Origin of the sequence: Bacillus sp. DX3.1, assembly GCF_030292155.1 — a bacterium.
Classification (GTDB): Bacteria; Bacillota; Bacilli; order Bacillales; family Bacillaceae_G; genus Bacillus_A.
On sequence record NZ_CP128153.1, the window covers coordinates 3,847,045 to 3,867,556 of the forward strand.

22 protein-coding genes are annotated in these 20,512 nt (G+C 37.8%); 7 read left to right on the forward strand and 15 right to left on the reverse strand.

Annotated features, from left to right (window positions below):
• Positions 1-35: 35 nt before the first annotated feature.
• A complete protein-coding gene (gene cpdB / locus QRE67_RS19180; RefSeq protein ID WP_286121809.1) occupies positions 36-2,300 on the reverse strand; it encodes a bifunctional 2',3'-cyclic-nucleotide 2'-phosphodiesterase/3'-nucleotidase in 2,265 nt (754 codons plus the stop codon).
• A gap of 273 nt (positions 2,301-2,573) precedes the next feature.
• Here cpdB and QRE67_RS19185 point away from each other — a divergent pair, with 273 nt between their 5' ends.
• Positions 2,574-3,344: a GDSL-type esterase/lipase family protein gene (locus QRE67_RS19185; RefSeq protein ID WP_286121810.1), complete on the forward strand. Its 771-nt coding sequence runs from the start codon at positions 2,574-2,576 to the stop codon at positions 3,342-3,344.
• Positions 3,345-3,416: 72 nt separating this feature from the next.
• Complete coding sequence (locus tag QRE67_RS19190) at positions 3,417-3,863, forward strand: MarR family winged helix-turn-helix transcriptional regulator (RefSeq protein ID WP_286121811.1); 447 nt, start codon at positions 3,417-3,419, stop codon at positions 3,861-3,863.
• Positions 3,864-3,886: 23 nt separating this feature from the next.
• Here QRE67_RS19190 and QRE67_RS19195 read toward each other — a convergent pair whose 3' ends face one another.
• The 7 genes from QRE67_RS19195 to argC all read right to left on the reverse strand — a co-directional run bounded on the left by QRE67_RS19195 (position 3,887) and on the right by argC (position 9,949).
• Entirely contained in the window at positions 3,887-4,069 is a 183-nt protein-coding gene (locus tag QRE67_RS19195; protein WP_286121812.1) for a hypothetical protein, read from the reverse strand.
• Between the two features lie 55 nt (positions 4,070-4,124).
• Positions 4,125-4,676, reverse strand: a complete 552-nt coding sequence (locus QRE67_RS19200; protein WP_286121813.1) for a DUF2062 domain-containing protein — start codon at positions 4,674-4,676, stop codon at positions 4,125-4,127.
• Between the two features lie 100 nt (positions 4,677-4,776).
• Positions 4,777-5,727 carry an ornithine carbamoyltransferase gene (gene argF / locus QRE67_RS19205; protein ID WP_286121814.1) on the reverse strand — a complete coding sequence of 317 codons (951 nt, stop codon included), beginning with the start codon at positions 5,725-5,727 and terminating at the stop codon, positions 4,777-4,779.
• 12 nt (positions 5,728-5,739) lie between these two features.
• On the reverse strand, positions 5,740-6,900 hold the full coding sequence (gene argD / locus QRE67_RS19210) for an acetylornithine transaminase (RefSeq protein WP_286121815.1): 1,161 nt from the start codon (positions 6,898-6,900) through the stop codon (positions 5,740-5,742).
• Positions 6,897-7,664 (reverse strand): acetylglutamate kinase, encoded by a 768-nt coding sequence (gene argB / locus QRE67_RS19215; protein ID WP_286121816.1) that lies wholly within the window; start codon positions 7,662-7,664, stop codon positions 6,897-6,899. Before argB ends, argD begins: the two co-directional genes overlap by 4 nt.
• Positions 7,665-7,675: 11 nt before the next feature.
• Positions 7,676-8,899: a bifunctional glutamate N-acetyltransferase/amino-acid acetyltransferase ArgJ gene (gene argJ, locus QRE67_RS19220; RefSeq protein ID WP_286121817.1), complete on the reverse strand. Its 1,224-nt coding sequence runs from the start codon at positions 8,897-8,899 to the stop codon at positions 7,676-7,678.
• Positions 8,900-8,911: 12 nt separating this feature from the next.
• The gene (gene argC / locus QRE67_RS19225; RefSeq protein ID WP_286121818.1) at positions 8,912-9,949 is read right to left on the reverse strand and encodes an N-acetyl-gamma-glutamyl-phosphate reductase; all 1,038 of its coding nucleotides are present in this window, start codon (positions 9,947-9,949) and stop codon (positions 8,912-8,914) included.
• 237 nt (positions 9,950-10,186) lie between these two features.
• Here argC and QRE67_RS19230 point away from each other — a divergent pair, with 237 nt between their 5' ends.
• A complete protein-coding gene (locus QRE67_RS19230) occupies positions 10,187-10,372 on the forward strand; it encodes a YqzH family protein (RefSeq protein WP_286121819.1) in 186 nt (61 codons plus the stop codon).
• Between the two features lie 271 nt (positions 10,373-10,643).
• Here QRE67_RS19230 and QRE67_RS19235 read toward each other — a convergent pair whose 3' ends face one another.
• Positions 10,644-11,438, reverse strand: a complete 795-nt coding sequence (locus QRE67_RS19235) for an SDR family oxidoreductase (RefSeq protein ID WP_286121820.1) — start codon at positions 11,436-11,438, stop codon at positions 10,644-10,646.
• A 9-nt stretch (positions 11,439-11,447) separates the two neighbouring features.
• Positions 11,448-12,398 carry an MBL fold metallo-hydrolase gene (locus QRE67_RS19240; RefSeq protein WP_286121821.1) on the reverse strand — a complete coding sequence of 317 codons (951 nt, stop codon included), beginning with the start codon at positions 12,396-12,398 and terminating at the stop codon, positions 11,448-11,450.
• Between the two features lie 182 nt (positions 12,399-12,580).
• Between QRE67_RS19240 and proI the strand changes: the two genes are divergently transcribed.
• On the forward strand, positions 12,581-13,420 hold the full coding sequence (proI, locus tag QRE67_RS19245; RefSeq protein ID WP_286121822.1) for a pyrroline-5-carboxylate reductase ProI: 840 nt from the start codon (positions 12,581-12,583) through the stop codon (positions 13,418-13,420).
• Positions 13,421-13,449: 29 nt separating this feature from the next.
• On the opposite strand, the gene sdaAA is transcribed toward proI, so the two are convergent.
• The 4 genes from sdaAA to rnz all read right to left on the reverse strand — a co-directional run bounded on the left by sdaAA (position 13,450) and on the right by rnz (position 17,471).
• Positions 13,450-14,328 carry an L-serine ammonia-lyase, iron-sulfur-dependent, subunit alpha gene (sdaAA, locus tag QRE67_RS19250; protein ID WP_286121823.1) on the reverse strand — a complete coding sequence of 293 codons (879 nt, stop codon included), beginning with the start codon at positions 14,326-14,328 and terminating at the stop codon, positions 13,450-13,452.
• Positions 14,329-14,346: 18 nt separating this feature from the next.
• Positions 14,347-15,006 carry an L-serine ammonia-lyase, iron-sulfur-dependent subunit beta gene (gene sdaAB, locus QRE67_RS19255; RefSeq protein WP_286125327.1) on the reverse strand — a complete coding sequence of 220 codons (660 nt, stop codon included), beginning with the start codon at positions 15,004-15,006 and terminating at the stop codon, positions 14,347-14,349.
• A gap of 107 nt (positions 15,007-15,113) precedes the next feature.
• On the reverse strand, positions 15,114-16,157 hold the full coding sequence (locus QRE67_RS19260) for a PTS sugar transporter subunit IIC (RefSeq protein WP_286121824.1): 1,044 nt from the start codon (positions 16,155-16,157) through the stop codon (positions 15,114-15,116).
• A 390-nt stretch (positions 16,158-16,547) separates the two neighbouring features.
• Complete coding sequence (gene rnz / locus QRE67_RS19265) at positions 16,548-17,471, reverse strand: ribonuclease Z (protein ID WP_286121825.1); 924 nt, start codon at positions 17,469-17,471, stop codon at positions 16,548-16,550.
• Between the two features lie 188 nt (positions 17,472-17,659).
• On the opposite strand from rnz, the gene QRE67_RS19270 reads away from it, so the two are divergent.
• Both QRE67_RS19270 and QRE67_RS19275 read left to right on the forward strand, forming a co-directional pair.
• Entirely contained in the window at positions 17,660-17,911 is a 252-nt protein-coding gene (locus QRE67_RS19270; protein WP_286121826.1) for a DUF3932 family protein, read from the forward strand.
• Between the two features lie 392 nt (positions 17,912-18,303).
• Entirely contained in the window at positions 18,304-18,828 is a 525-nt protein-coding gene (locus tag QRE67_RS19275) for a YhcN/YlaJ family sporulation lipoprotein (protein WP_286121827.1), read from the forward strand.
• A 45-nt stretch (positions 18,829-18,873) separates the two neighbouring features.
• Here QRE67_RS19275 and QRE67_RS19280 read toward each other — a convergent pair whose 3' ends face one another.
• A complete protein-coding gene (locus tag QRE67_RS19280) occupies positions 18,874-20,112 on the reverse strand; it encodes a DNA polymerase IV (RefSeq protein ID WP_286121828.1) in 1,239 nt (412 codons plus the stop codon).
• A gap of 172 nt (positions 20,113-20,284) precedes the next feature.
• On the opposite strand from QRE67_RS19280, the gene QRE67_RS19285 reads away from it, so the two are divergent.
• Complete coding sequence (locus tag QRE67_RS19285) at positions 20,285-20,485, forward strand: hypothetical protein (protein WP_286121829.1); 201 nt, start codon at positions 20,285-20,287, stop codon at positions 20,483-20,485.
• The last annotated feature ends 27 nt before the right edge of the window (positions 20,486-20,512 follow it).

Below are 20,512 nucleotides of genomic sequence, written 5' to 3' on the forward strand. Positions count from 1 at the left end.
ATCCTTTTTTGTTTTAAATTTATGTAAGTTTCACTTTATTGATTTGATTTTTTTCTTCTAAAGAGTACGAAAATACCTGCACCAATAAATGCAAGACCCGCTCCTATTGTAGAGAAAATATTTGCTCCTGTTTTCGGAAGGTCTCGTTCTACTGTATTTGTTTCCGTTTCCTGAACAACTTGTGCTGGTTTTGTTGTATCTTTATTTTCATCTTGTTTTTGTTCATTTCCATTGTCAGAAGTTGTTGGTTTTTCTTCATTGCTTCCGTTATCAGTCGGTGGTGTTGGCTTATCCCCGTCGTTTCCTTCACCAATCGGTGGTGTTGGTTTATTTTCACCATTCGGTTCATTCTTTTTCGTTAAGTCAATTGCATATTTAGCAAATTCATTTTCTGATGGACCAACATAAGAAATGTTTCCTTCTTTTGTAATATATTTTTGTGCATTCGGTGAAGAGTCGAATGTAACATTTAATTTTTCAGCAGTAATTGGTTTAAATGCCCAGTTTTGATCTGCTGTCGGATTCATAACTGGTGTTTGTTCCATATATTTCACAATGATTTGGCGCGTTTCATCTTGAGATTGATAAACAACTTCTCCCTTACTCACACCAGGGAATGATTGACTGCTACCTCGGTAATTATTTGTCGCGACAATAAATTCTTGATCGTCCGTTAACGGCTTCCCGTCATATGTTGCATTTACAATACGCTTCGCATTTTGGTTCACTACTTTTCCGTCTCTATCATACTTTGCTGGTTGCGTCACATCAATTTCGTATTTCACACCATCTAAAACATCAAAATTATATGTAGGATAGCCTAAATTCACTAACGGTTGTTCTTCTGCTGTCTTTGGATCAATTTGATTGAACTGACCTGCAGACATTTCTAGCCACTCTTTTACTTGTGCGCCATTTACTTTTACCGCATATAATGTGTTCGGATATACATATAAATCGGCAACGTTTTTAATCGCCAGTGTTCCTGCTGGAATGTCTGTGTAATATGTTGCTCCGTTTCTACCACCAGCTTTAAATGGTGCGCCAGCGGATAATACTGGTATCCCTTTATATTTCGCATATTGTGGATTTGCAAACACCTTTTCTACATACCACTTTTGAGCATTCGTAACGAGTTGAATCGATGGGTCATCTTGTACAAGTGAAAAATAACTATTAATCGGCGCTGTTGTCTTACCAACTGGTGTATTCACATATTTAATCGTTGCTTCGTGATCATCTTTCACTGCATCGACTAATTTTTGGTCAGACTGTACAAGCGCATTTCCTTTACCATCTGCAATCGGACGGACAGTTGGAACAGATTTCTCTTTTTGGACTTCCCATTTTCCATTTACTTGTTTCAGTTGCATATCAATTACACCTAGATTACTTCCGAATGCACCTGGCATAACAACTGGAACGCCATTAAATGTATCGGTTACAACCGTATGTGAATGCCCTGTTAATACTGCATCAATACCAGGAATTTCAGTTAAATAAAACGACGCATTTTCCATTCCAACATTATAGCCGCTTGTATCAACACCTGAATGAGCCAATGCAATAATAATATCCGCACCTTCAGCTTTCATTTTCGGTATCATTTTCTTCGCACTTTGCACAATATCTTTTGCTTTTACTTTTCCTTCTAAGTTCGCTTTATCCCAACTCATAATTTGCGGTGGTACAAAGCCCATTACACCGACTTTCACTTTATGTTTCTGACCAGCTTCATCTTCTACTTCTTTTTCAAATACATGGTATGGTTTAAAATAGTTTTGATCGTTTTCTTCATTGTTATCGTGATCATCTTTATATACGTTTGAGTTAATGACAGGAAATTCCGTTTTAGAAATCGCTTTATTTAAGTAATCTAGGCCATAGTTAAATTCATGATTCCCAAGAGAAATGACGTCATAATTCATTATATTCATTAAACGATATAGTGGATGCACATAATTGCCATTCAGCCCTTTTTGTGCCACGTAATCCCCAAGCGGCGTTCCTTGCAATGCATCCCCATCATCAAATAGCACCGAGTTTTTCGCTTCTTTACGCGCTTCATTTACAAGAGTCGCAGTTTGGACTAAACCGACTTTATTATCCATTTTCGTTTGATAATAGTCATAATTCATTAAGTTCACATGAATATCAGACGTTTCTAATATACGTAGTTTTACAGTACTTGCCTCTGCTTGTCCCTCTCCTTCTGCATGGGCAATCGTCGGCAATACTTGCGGCGCCATAACACCTAACGCAAGTGTTGCTCCTGCTAACACTTTCTTTGATTTCTTCACAAAAAATCCCCCTTATGAAGTGAAACCTTTATTCCCCTCTAATGAGCAGCTCTCGCAAGCAATATTCTCTTTTTTCGTCCCATTAAATTGGTATATCTTCACTTATCTGACATTATCATACCGAATAGGGTTTCATATCGTCAATAAATTTTGACACACTTCTACAAATTTTCCGTAAATTTTTCATGGAATTTTCATAAAGATATGATATAACCTTCCATTGCTTATATGGCTGAATATGATAAAATAACCAATTACAAGGAGGATAAATTTATGAAAAAAGTCACCTTAACTATACTTTGTCTCCTCCTTCTAATCATTTCTTATTCGTATTTCGAAAAGAACGATGAGACAAATAAGCAAAAAGAAAAACCCGTAGCATCAGCTCCTCGCTGGATTGATAAGCAAACAAACAATTCCTTTCATCATCTTGTATTAGGTGATTCTCTTGCAAAAGGATATGGCTCTACGCAAGGTGGATATGTACAAATCGCTTCTAATCAAATAGGAGAACAGCTTCATAAACCAATTACAGTGGAAAACCTTGGTGTGAATGGTTTAACAACGGATCGTCTTGTTCAAATGATTCATTCAGAGGAAGTGCAGCAAAAAATTAAAAATTCGAATTTGATTACAATTAGTATTGGCGGAAATAATGTGTTACGTTTAAATCGAAATGTCGGTGTCATTGACGGCATTAAAGTGCTAAACACAGAAAAAGGACGCTTTGAAAAAGATTTAAAAGAAATTGTAAATACAATTCGCTCTATTAATCCAAACGCTTTACTTGTTTTATCAGAGCTTTATAATCCTTTAAAACTCGATGATTCAATTGCTTCTTATGCAGATATGTTTTTAGATGGTTGGAATGATTCCGTTTATTCTATTTCCAAAGCCAATTCTCCATCTATCGTCTTACCCGTTCGGAAATTATTACCTAATGATAAAAAAGAATTACTGTACGATCAGGTACATCCAAATGACAAAGGTTATGAAATTATTGCTAATACGTTTACTAAACAAGTATTATCCTATAAATATTAATAAAAAAACGAACAATTCTATTTTTACACATTCTCATTTTTTGATACAATGAGAATGGAAGGGGGCCTTTATATGGCATCACGTGAGTGGGAACGTATTGTTGATCATCTTCTTTCGTTAGTGCCTCTTTTTTATCGCAAGTTTATGCTTCCTGGAGAATTTTCTTCTCAAAGGCACATGCCACCGTCACATACACAGGTGCTACTGTTATTACATGACCGTGGCACATTAGCAGTGTCAGAAATCGGAAAGCGACTAGCGATTTCACGGCCCAATATGACACCTCTCTTAAATAAACTTATTCAAGAGAAACTTATAGAGCGTCATTATAGCGAAAAAGATCGACGAGTCATTTTAATTTCTCTCACAACTGAAGGGAAATTGTTAGTAAGTCAATATCAGCAATTCATTTTAGACAAACTGAAAGAAAATTTCCAAACATTATCTGAAAGTGATCGAGAACAATTGATTCATTCGCTTCAAACGATTCAAAATTTAATATTAAAAACAAACGTGTAAAGCTGCTTCTTTTAGAAGCAGCTTTATGATTCATAATAGTTTCCATAATATACATTTGAATACGGCCATGTTGTTAAGTAAGGCTTTCGTTCCTGAGAAGATGGAACTGGTTGGACTGGCTGAACTGGTTCAAACTGTTGTCTTGTGTACGGAACAGGGTAATAGGTCATATACGGATATACCTGAGGTACATAATAAAAAAACATTCATTCCCCCCCTTTTTTTAAGCATATTCAAGGTCAAAAATGAATGTGACATTCTTTATATTTGTACAAGCGGTTCTCTAACACGCTTTTTTCTCTTTGTTAACCGCAACTTACGATTTTTTTCATATAAATAATACACGACAAAATAGGAAATAACCCCAAATACCACACCAAAAATCGTCATTCCAATTAATACATATACTTCACTCTGCAATAAGCTCTTTAACATCATGAATATATTACTGGAGAAAAGATCAGCTATCGTATATGGTTTATGATGAATTACCTTTACTTCAAAGGGATACAGGATTTTTCCAAGTGCATATGCAAATGGAAAAAGAAATACTGGAAGAAATGTCACTTTCCCGATAATATTTCCAATAACCGCAGCCGGAAACGATCCTTTTGCTATACGTACGATTGGGTAAAAAATAAGATAGACAAGCGACGCTGTATAAATCACAAGCATTTCCAAACCAAACCCAATAGCAAAACCCCTAGACACTGATTTAGCCCCGTCTGATGAACGCAGCAATTTATAATAGTTCAGCTTTACTGCTCGCCATATACGTTGAAAAAAAGAATATGTTTTTTTACTTGTTTGCACGATTATCATCTCTTTAATAAGAATTTTCCTACATTATAAAGGATATAAATAACAATCGCCAAATATACATCAGACATTTCGTCATAAAAACCTCCCCATATTAGGAAGGTTTTTTCACATTTTGCAATAAACTTACTAATAATGCTTTTTGTGCATGCAATCGATTACCAGCTTGCTCAAAGACAACAGACCCCGGACCATCTATAATAGTCCCCGTCACTTCTTCTTCACGATGAGCCGGTAAGCAATGTAAGAAACGATATGTTTTCTTTGCATGCTGAACGAGCTGCTCATTCACTTGAAACGGCTGAAATAACATATATTTCTCCTCATTATTTTCTTGCCCCATGCTCATCCAAACATCCGTATAGATAAAGTCAGCATCTTTTACTGCCTGCTCTGGATTATTCATGATTTCAATCGTTGCCCCTGTCTCACTTGCAATTTCTAATGCACGTTTCACAATACATTCACTCGGCTCATACCCTAGTGGAGTCGCTACTGTCATATGCATACCGACTTTTGCACTCGCTAACAATAACGAATGACAAACATTATTTCCATCACCAACGTAAGCAAGCTTGATTCCTTTAAACGTATGAACTTCTTCATAAATTGTCATCAAATCGGCCAATGCTTGGCATGGATGATGATCATCTGTTAGCCCATTAATAACTGGAATACTTGCCTCTTTTGCTAGCTCTTCTACATCGGCGTGTGAGAATGTACGGATCATAATTCCGTCAATATAGTGAGACAGTACTTTTGCCGTATCTGAAACACTTTCTCCTCTTCCAAGCTGCATTTCTTTTCCACTTAAAAACATTCCATGGCCACCGAGTTGCACCATCCCTGCTTCAAAAGAAACACGCGTACGAGTTGAATGTTTATCAAAAATCATCCCTAATATTTTCCCTTCTAATAAAGGTGAATGTTTATCCTTTTTTAAATGAATTGCAAATTCAATTAACGCTACTATTTCTTCTTGCGTCAGTTCTTCTAATGTTAAAAGATCCTTCGTTTGTAATTTCGGTACTTGTACAGTTGACATAGTATTTCCCCCTTACGATATCGGTAATTTTTGTGTACGAGCTACTCGCTTCATTATATGTACTGCTTCATCCATTTCTTCATTCGTTACAATCAGTGGCGGTAAAATTCGGAGAACATTTGCTCCTGCTTGTAAGACAAGAAGTCCTTCCTTCTCTAATTGTTCTATAATCGGTGTAACGTCACACGTACAAACAATTCCAATCATAAGTCCTTTTCCTCGAACTTCTGTGATCCACTCTACATCCTGTAATTCCATTTTTATTTTTTGTAATAAATATTCTCCCTTCTCTTTTACCTCTTGTAAAAAAGAAGGTTTTTTTATAATTTGTAATACTTCTTTTGCAGCTGCCATCGCAATAAAATTCCCACCAAACGTAGAACCGTGCGTACCTGTTGTAAAAGCAGTCACCAGTTCTTTTCCTCCAAGCATCGCTCCAACTGGGATACCATTTCCAAGTGCTTTTGCCACCGTAACAATATCCGGAGATGTTCCCGTCTGTTCATAAGCAAACATCGTTCCTGTTCTCGCCATTCCTGTTTGCACCTCATCGACAATATAAAGGGCGCCATATTGCTTACATAACTGCTCAATTTCTTGCAAAAAGGCAAGCTCTGCCGGTAAAACCCCGCCCTCTCCTTGCACAATTTCAACCATAAGTGCCGCCACTTCTTCATTCATTGCCTCTCGTAGCGCTTCTATATCATTAAATGGTACGTGTGAAAAAGATGGAAGAAGTGGCCCAAATCCTTCTTGAATTTTCGTTTGTCCAGTCGCACTCATCGTTCCAAATGTTCTCCCATGAAACGATTGTTGGAATGTTAAAACAAGAGACTTCCCTGTATACTTACGTGCTAACTTAAGTGCCGCTTCATTTGCCTCTGCACCGCTATTACAAAAGAACACATAACCTAATTCGCGCTCTTCTGTTAATAATCTAGCCACTTCCTCTTGGACTGTATGTGGAAACAGGTTTGATATATGCCATATCTCCTGCAATTGTTTTGTTGTCGCTTCTACGACCTTAGGATGACAATGCCCTAAATTACATACAGCAATGCCAGAAGTAAAATCCAAATATTGTTTTCCATTTCCATCCATAACTTTTGTTCCATTTCCTTTCACAATCTCGATGCCACGTCTGCCATATGTCGGAAATATATGACTCGTCATACTATATTCACCCCTTTTATTACTGTCGTTCCTCGCCACTCTCCCATTTCCTCTATAAAATGCTTTGTTCCATTTACAATACTGACATGATGGACTCCCATCTGTAATGATGTAAGAGCTGCCTGCACTTTCGGAATCATTCCGCCTGTAATTACACCTTGTTCAATAAGGTGAAGAAGCTCTGATTCACCAGCTTGCTTTACCAGCTTTCCTTCACATAGCACACCATCTACATCTGTAATAAAAAGTAGTTCTTTTGCTCCCATCGCAACAGCAATTCCCGCTGCAGCAGTATCTGCATTTACGTTATATAATTTACCATCACTCAGTCCAATCGGTGCGATAAGAGGAATATAATTGCGCTCTAGTAATGTTTTTAATAGTGAAGTCCCAACACATCTAACTTCCCCAACATACCCAAGTTTTGGTCCAAATGGTGTAACTTGAAGTAACTGCCCATCACATCCAGAGATGCCGACTGCATCCAAATGATGTTTTTGAAAGTTCAGCACCAATTTTTTATTTATACTGCCGCATAATACCATTTGAACGACTTCCATTACTTCTTTCGTCGTCACACGTAATCCATTCTTCTTTTCAATTGGAATATTGAATCGCTTTAGCGTCGCATCAATCTCAGGTCCGCCACCATGAACAACAATGACACGATACTTTTTCACCAATTGCTCTATACACCCGAAAAACACACTATCTAAACGATCTAACATACTACCGCCGCATTTTACTACGATACACTCTTTCATCTCTTCTCTCCTTACGTGCGATAACAAGCATTAATTTTCACATATTCATAGCTTAGATCGCAGCCCCAAGCTCTTCCCTTTTCTTCACCAAGGTGCAAATGTACATCAATGACGATTTCAGATTGCTTTAACTTTTGTTCCATCTCTTCTTCAGAAAACAATTGTGGCTCACTGCTTCGTAATACCCGGATGGATTGAATCATAATATCGACAGCATTTGGTTCAATCACTACACCACTTTGACCAATTGCACTAATAATCCGACCCCAATTTGCATCTTCACCATATATGGCTGCTTTTACAAGGCTTGAGCCAACAATTTGTTTCGCAATCATATTTCCCTCTTCTACCGTTCTTGCTCCGTAAACATTCACTTCGACTAATTTTGTAGCCCCTTCGCCATCCTTCGCAATTTGCTTTGCCAGATCCTCACAAACCTTTTGCAGCGCTGTCGTAAACTTTTCCCATTCCGGGTGATTTATATTTATAGAATTTGTTCCCGACAATCCACTCGCCATCACAATGACCATATCGTTTGTAGACGTATCTCCGTCCACTGTAATTTGGTTAAATGTATGATTTGTAATTTGCGATAATGCTTGCTGCAGTGCATCATGTTCTATATTTACGTCTGTTGTAATAAAACTAAGCATCGTAGCCATATTAGGATGAATCATGCCCGATCCTTTTGCCGCTCCAGCAATCGTAACTTCTTTCCCTTCAATCGTAAGCTGATAACAAGATTGTTTTGTAACAAGATCCGTTGTTAAAATCGCTTCATAAAATGTAGCTGCTTTCTCTTTTTCTTTCGTTGGTACGAGAGATGGAATACCAGTGCGAATTTCTTCCATCGGCAAAGGCACTCCAATTACACCTGTTGAAGCAATCGCTACATACTTCTCTGGGACATGGAACTGTTTTGCCGCTAACGTTCGCATTTCATATGCATCATGCAATCCTTGTACACCTGTGCAAGCATTGGCGTTGGCACTATTTACAACGATCGCCTGTAGCTTCCCTTCTATCCCAATACTCTCTTTTGTAACTTGCAAAGGAGCCGCTTGAAATTGATTTGTTGTATAAACAGCTCCGCAGCTAGCAGGGACTTCACAAACAATGGCTCCGATATCCTTTTTCTCTTTTCTTAATCCAGCGTGAATGCCAATCGCAGAAAAGCCTTTTGGCGTTACAATTGACCCGCTCTGCACTTTTATAATGAAATCTGTCCCAATCATTCTTCTTCCTCCTTATGGATAGAGCGGCATATACTGTAATCCTGCTGTTTCTTCCAGCCCCACTAATAGGTTTGCATTTTGCACAGCCTGCCCAGCAGCACCCTTCATCATATTGTCAATGACAGAAACAATTGTGATGCGCCCTGTTCGTTCATCATAAGCCACTCCAATATCACAATGATTTGATCCTCTTACCTCTTTTGGACTTGGAAATTCTCCCGCTTTACGAATACGAACAAATGGAGCATGACAATAACTCTCTTCATATAACTGATGCAACATTTGAGTATGAACACCTCGCTTTGCTTTTGCATAGAGAGTAACCATAATTCCTCTCGATATTGGAATTAAGTGTGTACTAAATGTAATCGGCATTGTATGTTCATTCCACTGCGCCAACATTTGTTCAATTTCTGGAATATGTTGATGTTCATTTACTTTATAAATGTGAAGATTGTCATATAACTCTGGAAAATGAGTCATCGTTGCCGGTGTTTTTCCCGCACCTGATACACCTGATTTTGCATCGATAATAAGCGAATCTTCCTCTACCATCCCGTTAAGCATCAATGGCGCAGCTGCTAGTAATGTTGCTGTTGCGTAACATCCTGGATTTGCAACCAGCTCAGCTCCTTTCACTGCATCCTTTTTCCATTCGCTTAATCCATATACAGCTCGCTGAAGTATCTCTTCACCAGCAGCTGGCTTTTTATACCACTTTTCATATGTAGAAGCGTTTAACATTCGAAAATCTCCTGATAAATCAACAACTTTTAGACCAGCCTTTAGTAGACTCGGGGTAATCGCTGTAGAAACCCCTGCAGGCGCCGCTAAAAATACAAGATCTGCTTCCTTTGCTATCACATCCACATTGATTTCTTGTAATGTATGAGCGAGAAAATTTCGCAAATGCGGATATGCATTTGCCATTTGCTCTCCTACTTGTGAAAAAGAGTGAAGGGATGCGATCGAAAAATGTGGATGATGTGTTAATAATCGGATTAATTCAATACCTCCATATCCTGTTGCTCCAATAATCGCAGCTTTCATAAGTTCCTCCTTATATCGATTCCTTAAATATAAGTATGATTATAATATTGTATATTTATAGAGTCAATTAAATATTTATAAATTTTAAAACTTTTAAAACGGGATAAAATATATAGTTTTTTTAACAAAACAATAATTACCAATGGATTTTTATGCAAAAACGATGTATAGTGGTATTTTCTCTATACTTCAAGTACAATAAAAACAATACATATATACATGTGAGTGAGGAAAAACATGAATGAAAAATTAATTGGGAAAATGATGATAAAAAGTTTTGGGCAATATCAATGTAAGCCTATTTCAGAAAAAGATTACGAAGTATTAATCCAAAGTATCCAAACAATGATTTCTACACATACTGACATCGATGTATACGAGGCAATTGAGGATATTGTTTATGAATATATTACTGGAACATAAAGTGGAACTTTAATCAGTGGGGGTTTCTCCATCCCCTACCTAACTTCTTTGCTTTCTGCAAAAATTTGAGGTGGGGGTATTACTGCCCACGAATAGCGGGATAAAGTGGAACTTTCAAAAATGGGGATTCTCTTCATCCCCATTTTTGATTAGGTGAACCAATCAGATTTTTTACGGACAGTTCACTCCCTATCTTCTATCTTTCTTTAAATCCGTTTTACTGCCTGTTAATACGGGATAAAAAAATAAGAGCTTTCCATGTGGAAAGCTCTTATTTTTTGCTTAATGATTTACCTGCTATACGTTCAAAAAGGCCTGGGAATAGTGCAAAAATTTTTGGTCCTACCCCCATCCATTTTGGCAAGTTCACTTCTCGCTTTTTCGTTTGCATTGCTTTGACAATTTGCTCCGCTACATACGTCGGCTTTAACATGTAACGGCCCATATTTTTTACATATGTACCTGATTGATCTGCAATTTCAAAAAAGTTTGTATCAATCGGACCTGGATTGATTGCTGTTACATAAATATTTGTATTCGTAAGCTCCATACGTAAACTATTCGTAAATCCTAACACAGCATGCTTTGTTGCTGCATATGCACTTGATTTTGGCGTTGCAATTTTCCCTGCTAGCGAAGCAATATTAATAATTTGTCCGCTATTTTTTTCAACCATATGAGGTAACACCACTTTTGTACAAGCGACTAAGCCAAAAACATTGACATGAAACATATCTTTCACTTCAGCCATAGATGCTTCCTCAAACGTTTTGAAAATACCAAATCCTGCATTATTTACCAATATATCAATCTGTCCAACATCCTGTAACACTTGTGCAAAAACAGTTTCTACTTCTGTTTCTTGACTTACATCTATCACATAATAATAACAAGACGTATTATATGTCGTTTTAATCTTTTGCGCTAGCGCTCGTAATTTTTCTTCGGTACGAGCCATTAATACGGGAATCGCTCCTTGCGCTGCAACTTGCATTGCAACTTGTTCTCCAATTCCACTAGAAGCCCCTGTAATAACGATTACTTTTTCTTGTAAACTTGCTGTCATTGCCGTCACCTACTTTGCATAATAAATCAACTGGGGCGATGATTCATCAATCATCACTTGTTGATTATATGCTAAATAGTCCAATTGTCCAACTGTTTCAGAAATCGTCAGTGGCAACTGTTTTTTATATAATACCGGAAATAATTTTACACATACCTCAAATGCGGTCATTGGCTTTTCTTTTAATAAATCCAACACTTTAAATGCTCGCGTTTCCTGCTTCTGTAATCTTTCATTTACAAGTGCTTTAACATCCACAATGTCATCACCATGACCTGATAAAATGCGTGAAATATTCATCATACCTAAACGCTTTAATGTTTCATTGTACTGTAGCAATGGGTGTGCACGCTCCGTTTGTCCTTCATACGGTGGCTCTAATATTGGATTAGAAGAAATATGACTGATTAATGCATCACCACCAATTAACAAACCATCACGCTCCCGATATAACGAAATATGAGTGGAAGCATGCCCAGGTGTTTCAATAACCGCGAATTCTGGTAATGAGTCGATGATGCCACCTTCTCGTACAGTATGTGTAAGTGAACGATTGCAGCTATACTTAAGTGTTCCCGTCAGTGATGCTCCATCTTGTAAGAAAGCCTCTGGAACACCAAACTGCAATGCTGTTTCTTTAAAAAATTGATGATAGCGTTTTAAAAATTGAGGATTTTGCGTAATCCAAGGCTCATTCCATGAGTGTCCAACAATGTTGGTTTTCTCAGGAAATATATTCAACAGTCCACAATGATCAGCATGGTGATGTGTAATCACAACTGTTTCAATATCTTCAATCGTGTATCCTAAAGTTTTTAATTGGGTTTCTAAAGCAATTCGTGACTCTTCTGTCTTTGTCCCTGTATCAATTAATGTTAATGAATCTTCCTCCACTAAAAACACATTGACTGTCTCAACTGCAAATGGAACAGGAATCTCCATTCGATGAATTGCCGCCATGTTCATGTCCCCCTCTATCTCTCCGTTTCAAAAAATGAATCTTTCTTCAGTTTACAACTTCCATAAAAATTTGTCATTATTTTCAGATAAAAAGAAGGTGTTTTCTATAAAAAAACGAATGTATGTAACTTTATAAGTTTCTCTCATATACATAATCTGATCAAAGATAGAGGAGGATCATCATGTCCATTCAAAACATTTCCTTTCTAGGTGCTGGTTCCATTGCCGAAGCGATTATCGCTGGCTTATTAGACGCTAACGTCATACAAAGCGAACAAATTACGGTAAGCAATCGATCTAATGAAACAAGGTTACAAGAGTTACATACTCAGTATGGTGTAAAAGGCACACATAATAAACAAGAACTGCTTGCACATGCAGATATCATCTTTCTTGCAATGAAACCGAAAGATGTAGCAGAAGCCATCGTACCTCTTCGTGACTATATATCAAGTAAACAACTTATCATTTCCTTATTAGCAGGGGTTTCTACTACATCTATTACGAACCTCCTACAAAAAGATGTTCCAATTATTCGTGCGATGCCAAATACATCTGCAGCTATTTTGAAATCAGCTACAGCAATTTCTCCATCTATGCACGCAACAGAGCAGCATATTCAAACTGCTAAATCTCTGTTTCAGACAATCGGTCTTGTTTCGGTTGTAGAAGAAGAACATATGCATGCTGTTACTGCACTATCAGGAAGTGGCCCTGCTTATGTATACTACGTCGTTGAAGCGATGGAAGAAGCAGCAAAACAAATTGGTTTAGAAGAATCTGTGGCCAAAGCACTTATTTTACAAACAATGATTGGTGCTGCAGAAATGTTAAAAGCTAATTCGAAACATCCTTCTATTTTACGAAAAGAAATCACGTCGCCAGGTGGAACAACTGAGGCTGGCATTGAAGTCTTGCAAAGTTTAGAATTCCAAAAAGCACTTGTATCATGTATAAAGCAAGCAACCAAACGATCTCATGAACTCGGTGAAACGTTAGAACAATTCGTAAATAGACATTAAAAAACCTTGCTCAAATGAGCAAGGTTCACTTAGTTATTTTGCTTACCAAAAATTTCTTCCTGTAGACGGCGCCCTGTCGGTGTTGCAGCAAGTCCACCCTCAGCTGTCTCGCGCAGTGCAACCGGCATTGTTTGCCCGATGCGGTACATCGCTTCAATTACTTCATCACAAGGAATCATACTTGTTACACCAGCTAGTGATAAATCCGCCGCAATCATAGCATTCGATGCTCCTGCCGCATTCCGTTTTACGCAAGGAACTTCTACAAGACCTGCAACAGGATCACATACTAAACCGAGCATATTTTTCAAGGCTATACTCATAGCAGTTGCTGCTTGCTCTGGCGTTCCCCCTGCCATTTCCACAGCTGCTGCAGCTGCCATACCACTTGCTGAGCCAACCTCAGCTTGGCAACCTCCAGCCGCACCGGAAATACAAGCATTATTGGCAACAACCATACCAAATGCGCCTGCAGTAAATAAAAACTCAATCATTTCTGCACGCGTTGGCTGTAATTTTCCCTTCAAAGCAAAGAGTACACCTGGCACAGTTCCGGCCGATCCAGCTGTTGGTGTTGCACAAATAATTCCCATTGCTGCATTTACTTCATTTGTCGCAACAGCCTTACTCACTGCATCCAAAATCGTGTGTCCAGATAACCCTTTTCCACTCTTCATATACGCTTGAACTTTTACCGCATCACCGCCAGTTAAGCCCGTCGGAGATTTCACGCCTTGAATACCACGTTCAACCGCTTGTTCCATTACAACTAAGTTTCTCTCCATGCCCGCAAGCACTTCTTCACGAGAAAGACTTCTTGTATCCATTTCACATTGAATCATAATTTCTGCAATTTTTACATTCTTTTCGTTAGCTTGTGCCACTAGTTCCGCTGCGTTCCGAAACATGATGTGTCCCCCCTGCAATTAATCCATAATGGTAACTTGACAAATATTTGATTGCCCTTTAATTTCCTCAATAACTTCATCTGCCAATAATTCATCCGTTTCAATAACCATAAGCGCTCTTCTTCCTTTTTCCTTACGCGATACACTCATTGTACTAATATTAATTTCGCGTTTCGCAAGTATGGAAGCTACAGATGCAATTGCTCCAAAGCGATCATTATTGACGATAAGAAGTGCCGGACTTGTTCCAGATAGTTGTAAATCAAAACCATTTAATTCCACAACTTCAATCTTGCCACCACCGATTGAACAAGCGACAACCTCGATTTCCTCTTCTCCTTTATACAAACGAATTCTCGCTGTATTTGGATGAGGTGCATTTGCTTCTTCCTCGATAAAATCCACTTCAATCCCGCGTTCTTTTGCAATTTCCAATGCACTTGGAATACGTGTATCATCTGTTTCAAATCCTAATATTCCCCCAACAAGCGCCACATCTGTACCATGACCACGATATGTTTTCGCAAATGAACCGTATAACGAGATTGTAATTCTTTCCGGTTCATGACGGAAAAGTTGGCGAGTAACCTGCCCCATTCTCGCTGCTCCTGCTGTATGTGAACTAGACGGACCAATCATAACTGGACCGATAATATCGAATACTGAACGATATTTCATCATGATTCCCCCCTACATCTTCATGCTATAAAATGAAATTTCTCCTACTGAGGGCAGCTATTTCCTCTCCCCTGTGTGCAGGATAAAATTAATTTACTACTATTCTATTAAGCTGCCGATCCTGTTGCTTTCCCACTCACACCACGAATTTGTGCCGCTGTTCGAATTGGATAATTTTTAAATAGAAGCGAACCGATATATCCTGAAACAATACCAGACACCATAATACACAAGAAACACAATGTCACTTTCATCGGGTCATTAAAACCATACATAACCATAAGTCCCGCGATTGGTGTCGCTGTTCCTGTTGCATTATTAATAAGATCAAACATTGAAATAATAACACCTGCTGTTGCACCGCCAATAAAGTTTGTAACATACACAGGAATTGGATTTGCTGAAATTAAATCTGCCTGCGTTAATGGCTCAATTGCAACGGCAATTGTCGTACGTTTATCACCAAACTTCATTCGTTTAAAGAATACATAGTTCATAAAGGATGAACTCGTCACCGACAACGCTCCAATTGCCATCGGTAAGCCTGTTAAACCAAGAAGTGCTGTTAACGCCATAGAGCTTAACGGTGCTGTCGCAACAACCGTGATGATACCACCTAAAATAATCCCCATTACAATTGGGTTTGTATCAGCTGCAGAGGTAATGACACCACCAATTTGCTTCAATGTCGCTGTTACGACTGGATCCATACCTTGTGCAATCAACCTTGTTAATGGTGCTGCAATTACGATACATGCGATTAAATCTAATCCTTCTGGTACACGCTTTTCAATTTGCTTTACTAAAAACGAAATAAGATAACCAGCAATAAATCCTGGTAGCAATCCAAATTTTAACACAGAAGCCCCTACAAGCATAGCATAAACTGGTGATACACCCATTGCTAATGCTACAAGAGTTGCCCCAGCAACTCCGCCTAAGCTACCCGCGGATTCCCCGACTTCTTTTAAAAACGGTATACCGATTAAATCCCCACCAACATATAGTTGAAACGCTTCAACTAAGAAACTCGCTACGGCTGCGTTTGCTAATGCTCCCATTGCTTTCATACCATTTGGTGCTTTGAAACTAAAGAGTGAAAAAAGACTGAGTACGAATAATAATAATAAGGTTCCTTTAATAATTTCCATGATGCCCTCTCTTCTTTTAGTCAATTTCGTTTCGTTACGAAAAATGGATAAAATGCATGCCTGTAACTCACAATGAATTGTAATACGCCCTCATTATAGCTCGTTTTTTATAAAACGCTTACTTTTATTAAATTTTTAAAATTGAAAATTCAAATCCCTTACTCTTCCCTTATAGTAACAATACAAGTGTTACTTATATAACAGTTTTTTGAAATAAAAAATATCCTTTATTGTTATCCTATCCAGTCCACTCTTTTCCCACATCTGTATCAGACTCATATAACCATACGATGATAACAGTTTCCTCTGTTCATAAAAATAAAAATTTTTTATCCTAAATAAAACAATGGCAATTGTACATTGTACTTTGCCATTGTTTTGTAAAAAAGTTTAACGATCTACATGAAAATGTCTCAAGTCCAGAGCCATTTCTGTATTCAAAAATAATGCTTGTGCTTCTTGTAAAAGCTCTTTATATGTTTCTCCCTGATAACGCGAACTAATATGTGTTAAAATTAACCTCTTCACATTTGCTTGCAATGCAATACGAGCCGCTTGCTCTGTTGTAGAGTGGAAGTAATCATGTGCTTGCTCTACATCTTCCGCCGCAAACGTGGCTTCATGAACAAGAACATCAGCATCTTGTGCAAGCTGTCTACTTGCTTCACAATAACGTGTATCACCTAAGATGGTAATGATTCTTCCTTTTTGTGGCGGACCGATAAAATCTTTGCCATGCAATACTCTTCCATCTTCTAACTCAACTGTTTCTCCATCTTTTAAGCGTTTAAAAATTGGTCCCGGCTTCACTCCTACTTCTAACAACTTATCAATAAGAAGGTGCCCTTGTATATCTTTCTCTACAACACGGTATCCAAAACATTCAATCCCATGTGATAATCGCTTCGTTTCCACATAAAATTGCTTGTCCTCAAATACGAGACCTTCTTCTGTAATTTCAACAATTTCAAGTGGATATTTAACATGCGTTGTACTAACTGACAACGCCACTTCAATAAATTGTTTAATTCCCTTCGGTCCGTACACTGTTAATGATGTTGTTCCACCTTGAAAGGAACGGCTTCCTAGTAAACCAGGTAATCCAAAAATATGATCGCCATGCAAGTGCGTAATAAATATTTTTTCAATGCGGCGCGGACGCACCGATGTATGTAAAATTTGATGTTGCGTTGCTTCACCGCAATCAAATAGCCACGTTTCACCTCGTTCTTCTAACAATTGTAAAGCAATAGATGAAACATTTCTTCCTTTTGAAGGAACGCCAGCACCTGTTCCTAAAAACACAAATTCCACTTTCTTTCCTCCAGCTCTTTATATTATCTATCCTTCATCTTACGGAATGTTATTTCAAATGGCAAATGAATTTTCACAAGCTACTCATCTAGATGACTATATAACACGAACATTAGAGTAAAAAACTTAACAATCATTCGTGTTTTGTAGTAAAATAATTTTATCATATATAAAGGGAGCTTAAAACTATGAAAGAAGTATTTCGCTTACAAACTGATTTATCCTCTTCATTTGATCGCTGGGTAAGTTCTTTCGTTTCTGACCATCCAGCACAATTACAATGGACTATTTTAAAAGAACTAATCCAGGAGTATACATCTTTGCATACAAACCAAACATTACCGGAATATATTTCTTCGTCCATCACATATTATGCACAGCGTATTTCTACACCAAACAATTCAGAAATTGTCATTTATGAAAATCCTCATCTATCCTAATGAAGTGAGCATGTAAAAAGATATCGAAAAAACGATACTTTTTTACATGTTCATCTTAATGTTAATTTAAATGAAATTCCTTAACCATTTCATTTTATTTCTTTGCAGCTTTTGTAGGAGCTTGATGCTTTACTTTTTTAATAAAGTGAAACTTTAATCAGTGGGGGTTTTCTTCATCCCCCACTGATTATTAGCCCTCACCAATCGGGCTTTTACGGGCAGTTTATCCCACACCTAACTTCTTTGCTTCTTACAGAACTTTGAGGTGGGGGATTACTGCCCGTTAATGCGGGATAAAATTCAATTCATTATAATTCCCTTCTTATTCACATGCATAATAAATTACCCAACTGGTCATTTTAAGAACGTAACATGATAAAGGAGGGATATCATTGAAAACGTTAAAGATTTTTACGATCGTTTCTTTGGCAATTATTTCACTATTTGGATGTGCAGGAAATCGAAATGATAAAGCGCTGGATAATCGTGGAAACAACGGAGTACGAAATGTTAGATATGAAGGCAACAACAATGATCTTCAAAGGGTTAGAAATAATACAGATGGTGTCAATAATAATGAAACACGTCTACACGTAGCAAATAAAGCAGCTGACCGAATTGTCGAATTAGACGAAGTGGACAAGGCCAATGTAATTGTCACAAACAGAAATGCCTATGTTGCAGTCGTTTTGCGCGATGGAGTAAAGGGCGACATCACAAAGCAATTAGAGAACAAAATTGCTGATCAAGTAAGAGCTACAGACCCAGATATTCGCAATGTATTTGTATCATCAAACCCTGATTTTGTAGATCGAATGAGAGACTATACAAGAAAAATTGAAAACGGTAAACCAGTAGAAGGTTTATTTGAAGAATTTACAGAAGGCGTTCGAAGAGTATTTCCTAACGCTCGCTAAAACTTTCCCCACTTCACCGCAAAGCGGTTTGGAGTGGGGATTTTGCTACATAAACTTATTTTCCAATTGCTGTTGAAAAGACTTTTCTTGTTTACGAAATAATTGACTTCCTCGCTGGACCATAGGTGTTCCATATTTATGATTAATTTGATCAATGACAGCTAACAACGGTTCTTCTTTCGCGTCTTCTTCAAATGAAAATAAATCTAGTTGCTTGATCGATTCTGTTTTCCACTCTAATTCAGCAGCAGTAACACCTAGTAACCGAATCGGATCACCATCCCAATGTTTCTTCCACAATCGCGAAGCAGCCTGAAAAATATCACACTCTTCCCAAATTGCATTTTTTAATTGTTTACTTCGCGTAACTGTGCGCCGATCATAATATTTGATCATAATTTGTATATTATATGTTACGAGCGCACGTTTTTGTAGCCGTTTACTAACAGATTGAGCTAATCGCTCTAGCATATCAAGCAATACTTTCTCTTCATCCATATCTTTTGAAAATGTCGTTGAATTTCCAATTGTTTTATATTGGCCCATTTGATTCGGGTCCACTTCTCGATTATCAATACCTTTTGCACGCTTTTGTAAATCAACGCCATGATTTCCGATTTTAGAACGAATCACATGCTCTTTACCATTGGCTAAATGGCCAATGGTATCTATATGAATTTCTTTTAATTTTTCAGCCGTTTTCTTACCAATTCCATGCATTGCCTCAACTGGGAGTGGCCAAAGTAATTCAGAAACATCACGCTTACGAAGTACTGTAATACCAAGTGGTTTTTTCATATCTGAGGCAGTCTTTGCGAGAAAAAGATTAGGAGCAATTCCAATGCTGCACGGGAGCTGTAATTCGGTTAATAACGTTTGTTGAATCATCTGAGCAATCTCAAGAGGTGAACCTAGTCCATAACAGTCTGTTATATCTAAATAACCCTCATCTATTGAAACAGGCTGTATCTTTTCAGTAAACCGGGAAAGAATTTGAAACATCGCAAATGATGCTACGCGGTACAATTCAAAGTTAGGGTGCTTTACAACCAATTCAGGACATAATCGCTTCGCTTCCCAAAGCGGCATCGTTGCACGCACACCCTTTTCCCTCGCCTCATAACTGCACGTCACAATAATCCCTTTCCGCTCTTTTTCATTCCCTGCAATGGCTAACGGTTTCCCTTTTAGCGACTCATCATGTGCGATTTCTACTGACGCATAAAAACAGTTCATATCCACATGTAAAATTACCCGACCGTTTTTTGGATACATTTCTCGCATTTAACTCACCCCCTGAAAGAACACTTGTTCTTAGTTGTATTATACCAAAAATTCGTTCTCAAAAACAACGGTGTTGGCCACTCTTTATCAAATACCGCCTTTTCAATCCTCTCTTTTCCCTGTATACTCAAAATGCATATGGATAATTATAGAAAAAAAGAAAGGAGAAAAAATGAAAAGCCAGACAAAACTAAATTATGCTGTTCTAATAGTCGTATTCATAATCGCTATAAACCATTTGCTACTCCCAATCTTCGGTATTAATTCCTCTGCACTTCTCCCTTACTTATTAAAGATTTCAACACTGTATATACTTCCGTGGATTTTTTTATACTGGTTCATTCGTTTAGTGAAAGCTATTGAATCTAAATGATCAATAAAAAAGAGCGCGTAAACCTTT

What these genes read in the sequence shown, in the direction of transcription:
- QRE67_RS19185 (WP_286121810.1), top strand. Translation starts at nt 2,574, where the DNA reads ATGAAAAAAGTCACCTTAACTATACTTTGTCTCCTCCTTCTAATCATT.
- QRE67_RS19260 (WP_286121824.1), bottom strand. Translation starts at nt 16,157, where the DNA reads ATGGAAATTATTAAAGGAACCTTATTATTATTATTCGTACTCAGTCTT.
- QRE67_RS19195 (WP_286121812.1), bottom strand. Translation starts at nt 4,069, where the DNA reads ATGTTTTTTTATTATGTACCTCAGGTATATCCGTATATGACCTATTAC.
- QRE67_RS19230 (WP_286121819.1), top strand. Translation starts at nt 10,187, where the DNA reads ATGAATGAAAAATTAATTGGGAAAATGATGATAAAAAGTTTTGGGCAA.
- QRE67_RS19280 (WP_286121828.1), bottom strand. Translation starts at nt 20,112, where the DNA reads ATGCGAGAAATGTATCCAAAAAACGGTCGGGTAATTTTACATGTGGAT.
- QRE67_RS19190 (WP_286121811.1), top strand. Translation starts at nt 3,417, where the DNA reads ATGGCATCACGTGAGTGGGAACGTATTGTTGATCATCTTCTTTCGTTA.
- argF (WP_286121814.1), bottom strand. Translation starts at nt 5,727, where the DNA reads ATGTCAACTGTACAAGTACCGAAATTACAAACGAAGGATCTTTTAACA.
- QRE67_RS19285 (WP_286121829.1), top strand. Translation starts at nt 20,285, where the DNA reads ATGAAAAGCCAGACAAAACTAAATTATGCTGTTCTAATAGTCGTATTC.
- sdaAB (WP_286125327.1), bottom strand. Translation starts at nt 15,006, where the DNA reads ATGAAATATCGTTCAGTATTCGATATTATCGGTCCAGTTATGATTGGT.
- QRE67_RS19240 (WP_286121821.1), bottom strand. Translation starts at nt 12,398, where the DNA reads ATGGCGGCAATTCATCGAATGGAGATTCCTGTTCCATTTGCAGTTGAG.
- proI (WP_286121822.1), top strand. Translation starts at nt 12,581, where the DNA reads ATGTCCATTCAAAACATTTCCTTTCTAGGTGCTGGTTCCATTGCCGAA.
- QRE67_RS19270 (WP_286121826.1), top strand. Translation starts at nt 17,660, where the DNA reads ATGAAAGAAGTATTTCGCTTACAAACTGATTTATCCTCTTCATTTGAT.
- argD (WP_286121815.1), bottom strand. Translation starts at nt 6,900, where the DNA reads ATGACGAGTCATATATTTCCGACATATGGCAGACGTGGCATCGAGATT.
- argC (WP_286121818.1), bottom strand. Translation starts at nt 9,949, where the DNA reads ATGAAAGCTGCGATTATTGGAGCAACAGGATATGGAGGTATTGAATTA.
- QRE67_RS19235 (WP_286121820.1), bottom strand. Translation starts at nt 11,438, where the DNA reads ATGACAGCAAGTTTACAAGAAAAAGTAATCGTTATTACAGGGGCTTCT.
- sdaAA (WP_286121823.1), bottom strand. Translation starts at nt 14,328, where the DNA reads ATGTTTCGGAACGCAGCGGAACTAGTGGCACAAGCTAACGAAAAGAAT.
- argB (WP_286121816.1), bottom strand. Translation starts at nt 7,664, where the DNA reads ATGAAAGAGTGTATCGTAGTAAAATGCGGCGGTAGTATGTTAGATCGT.
- argJ (WP_286121817.1), bottom strand. Translation starts at nt 8,899, where the DNA reads ATGATTGGGACAGATTTCATTATAAAAGTGCAGAGCGGGTCAATTGTA.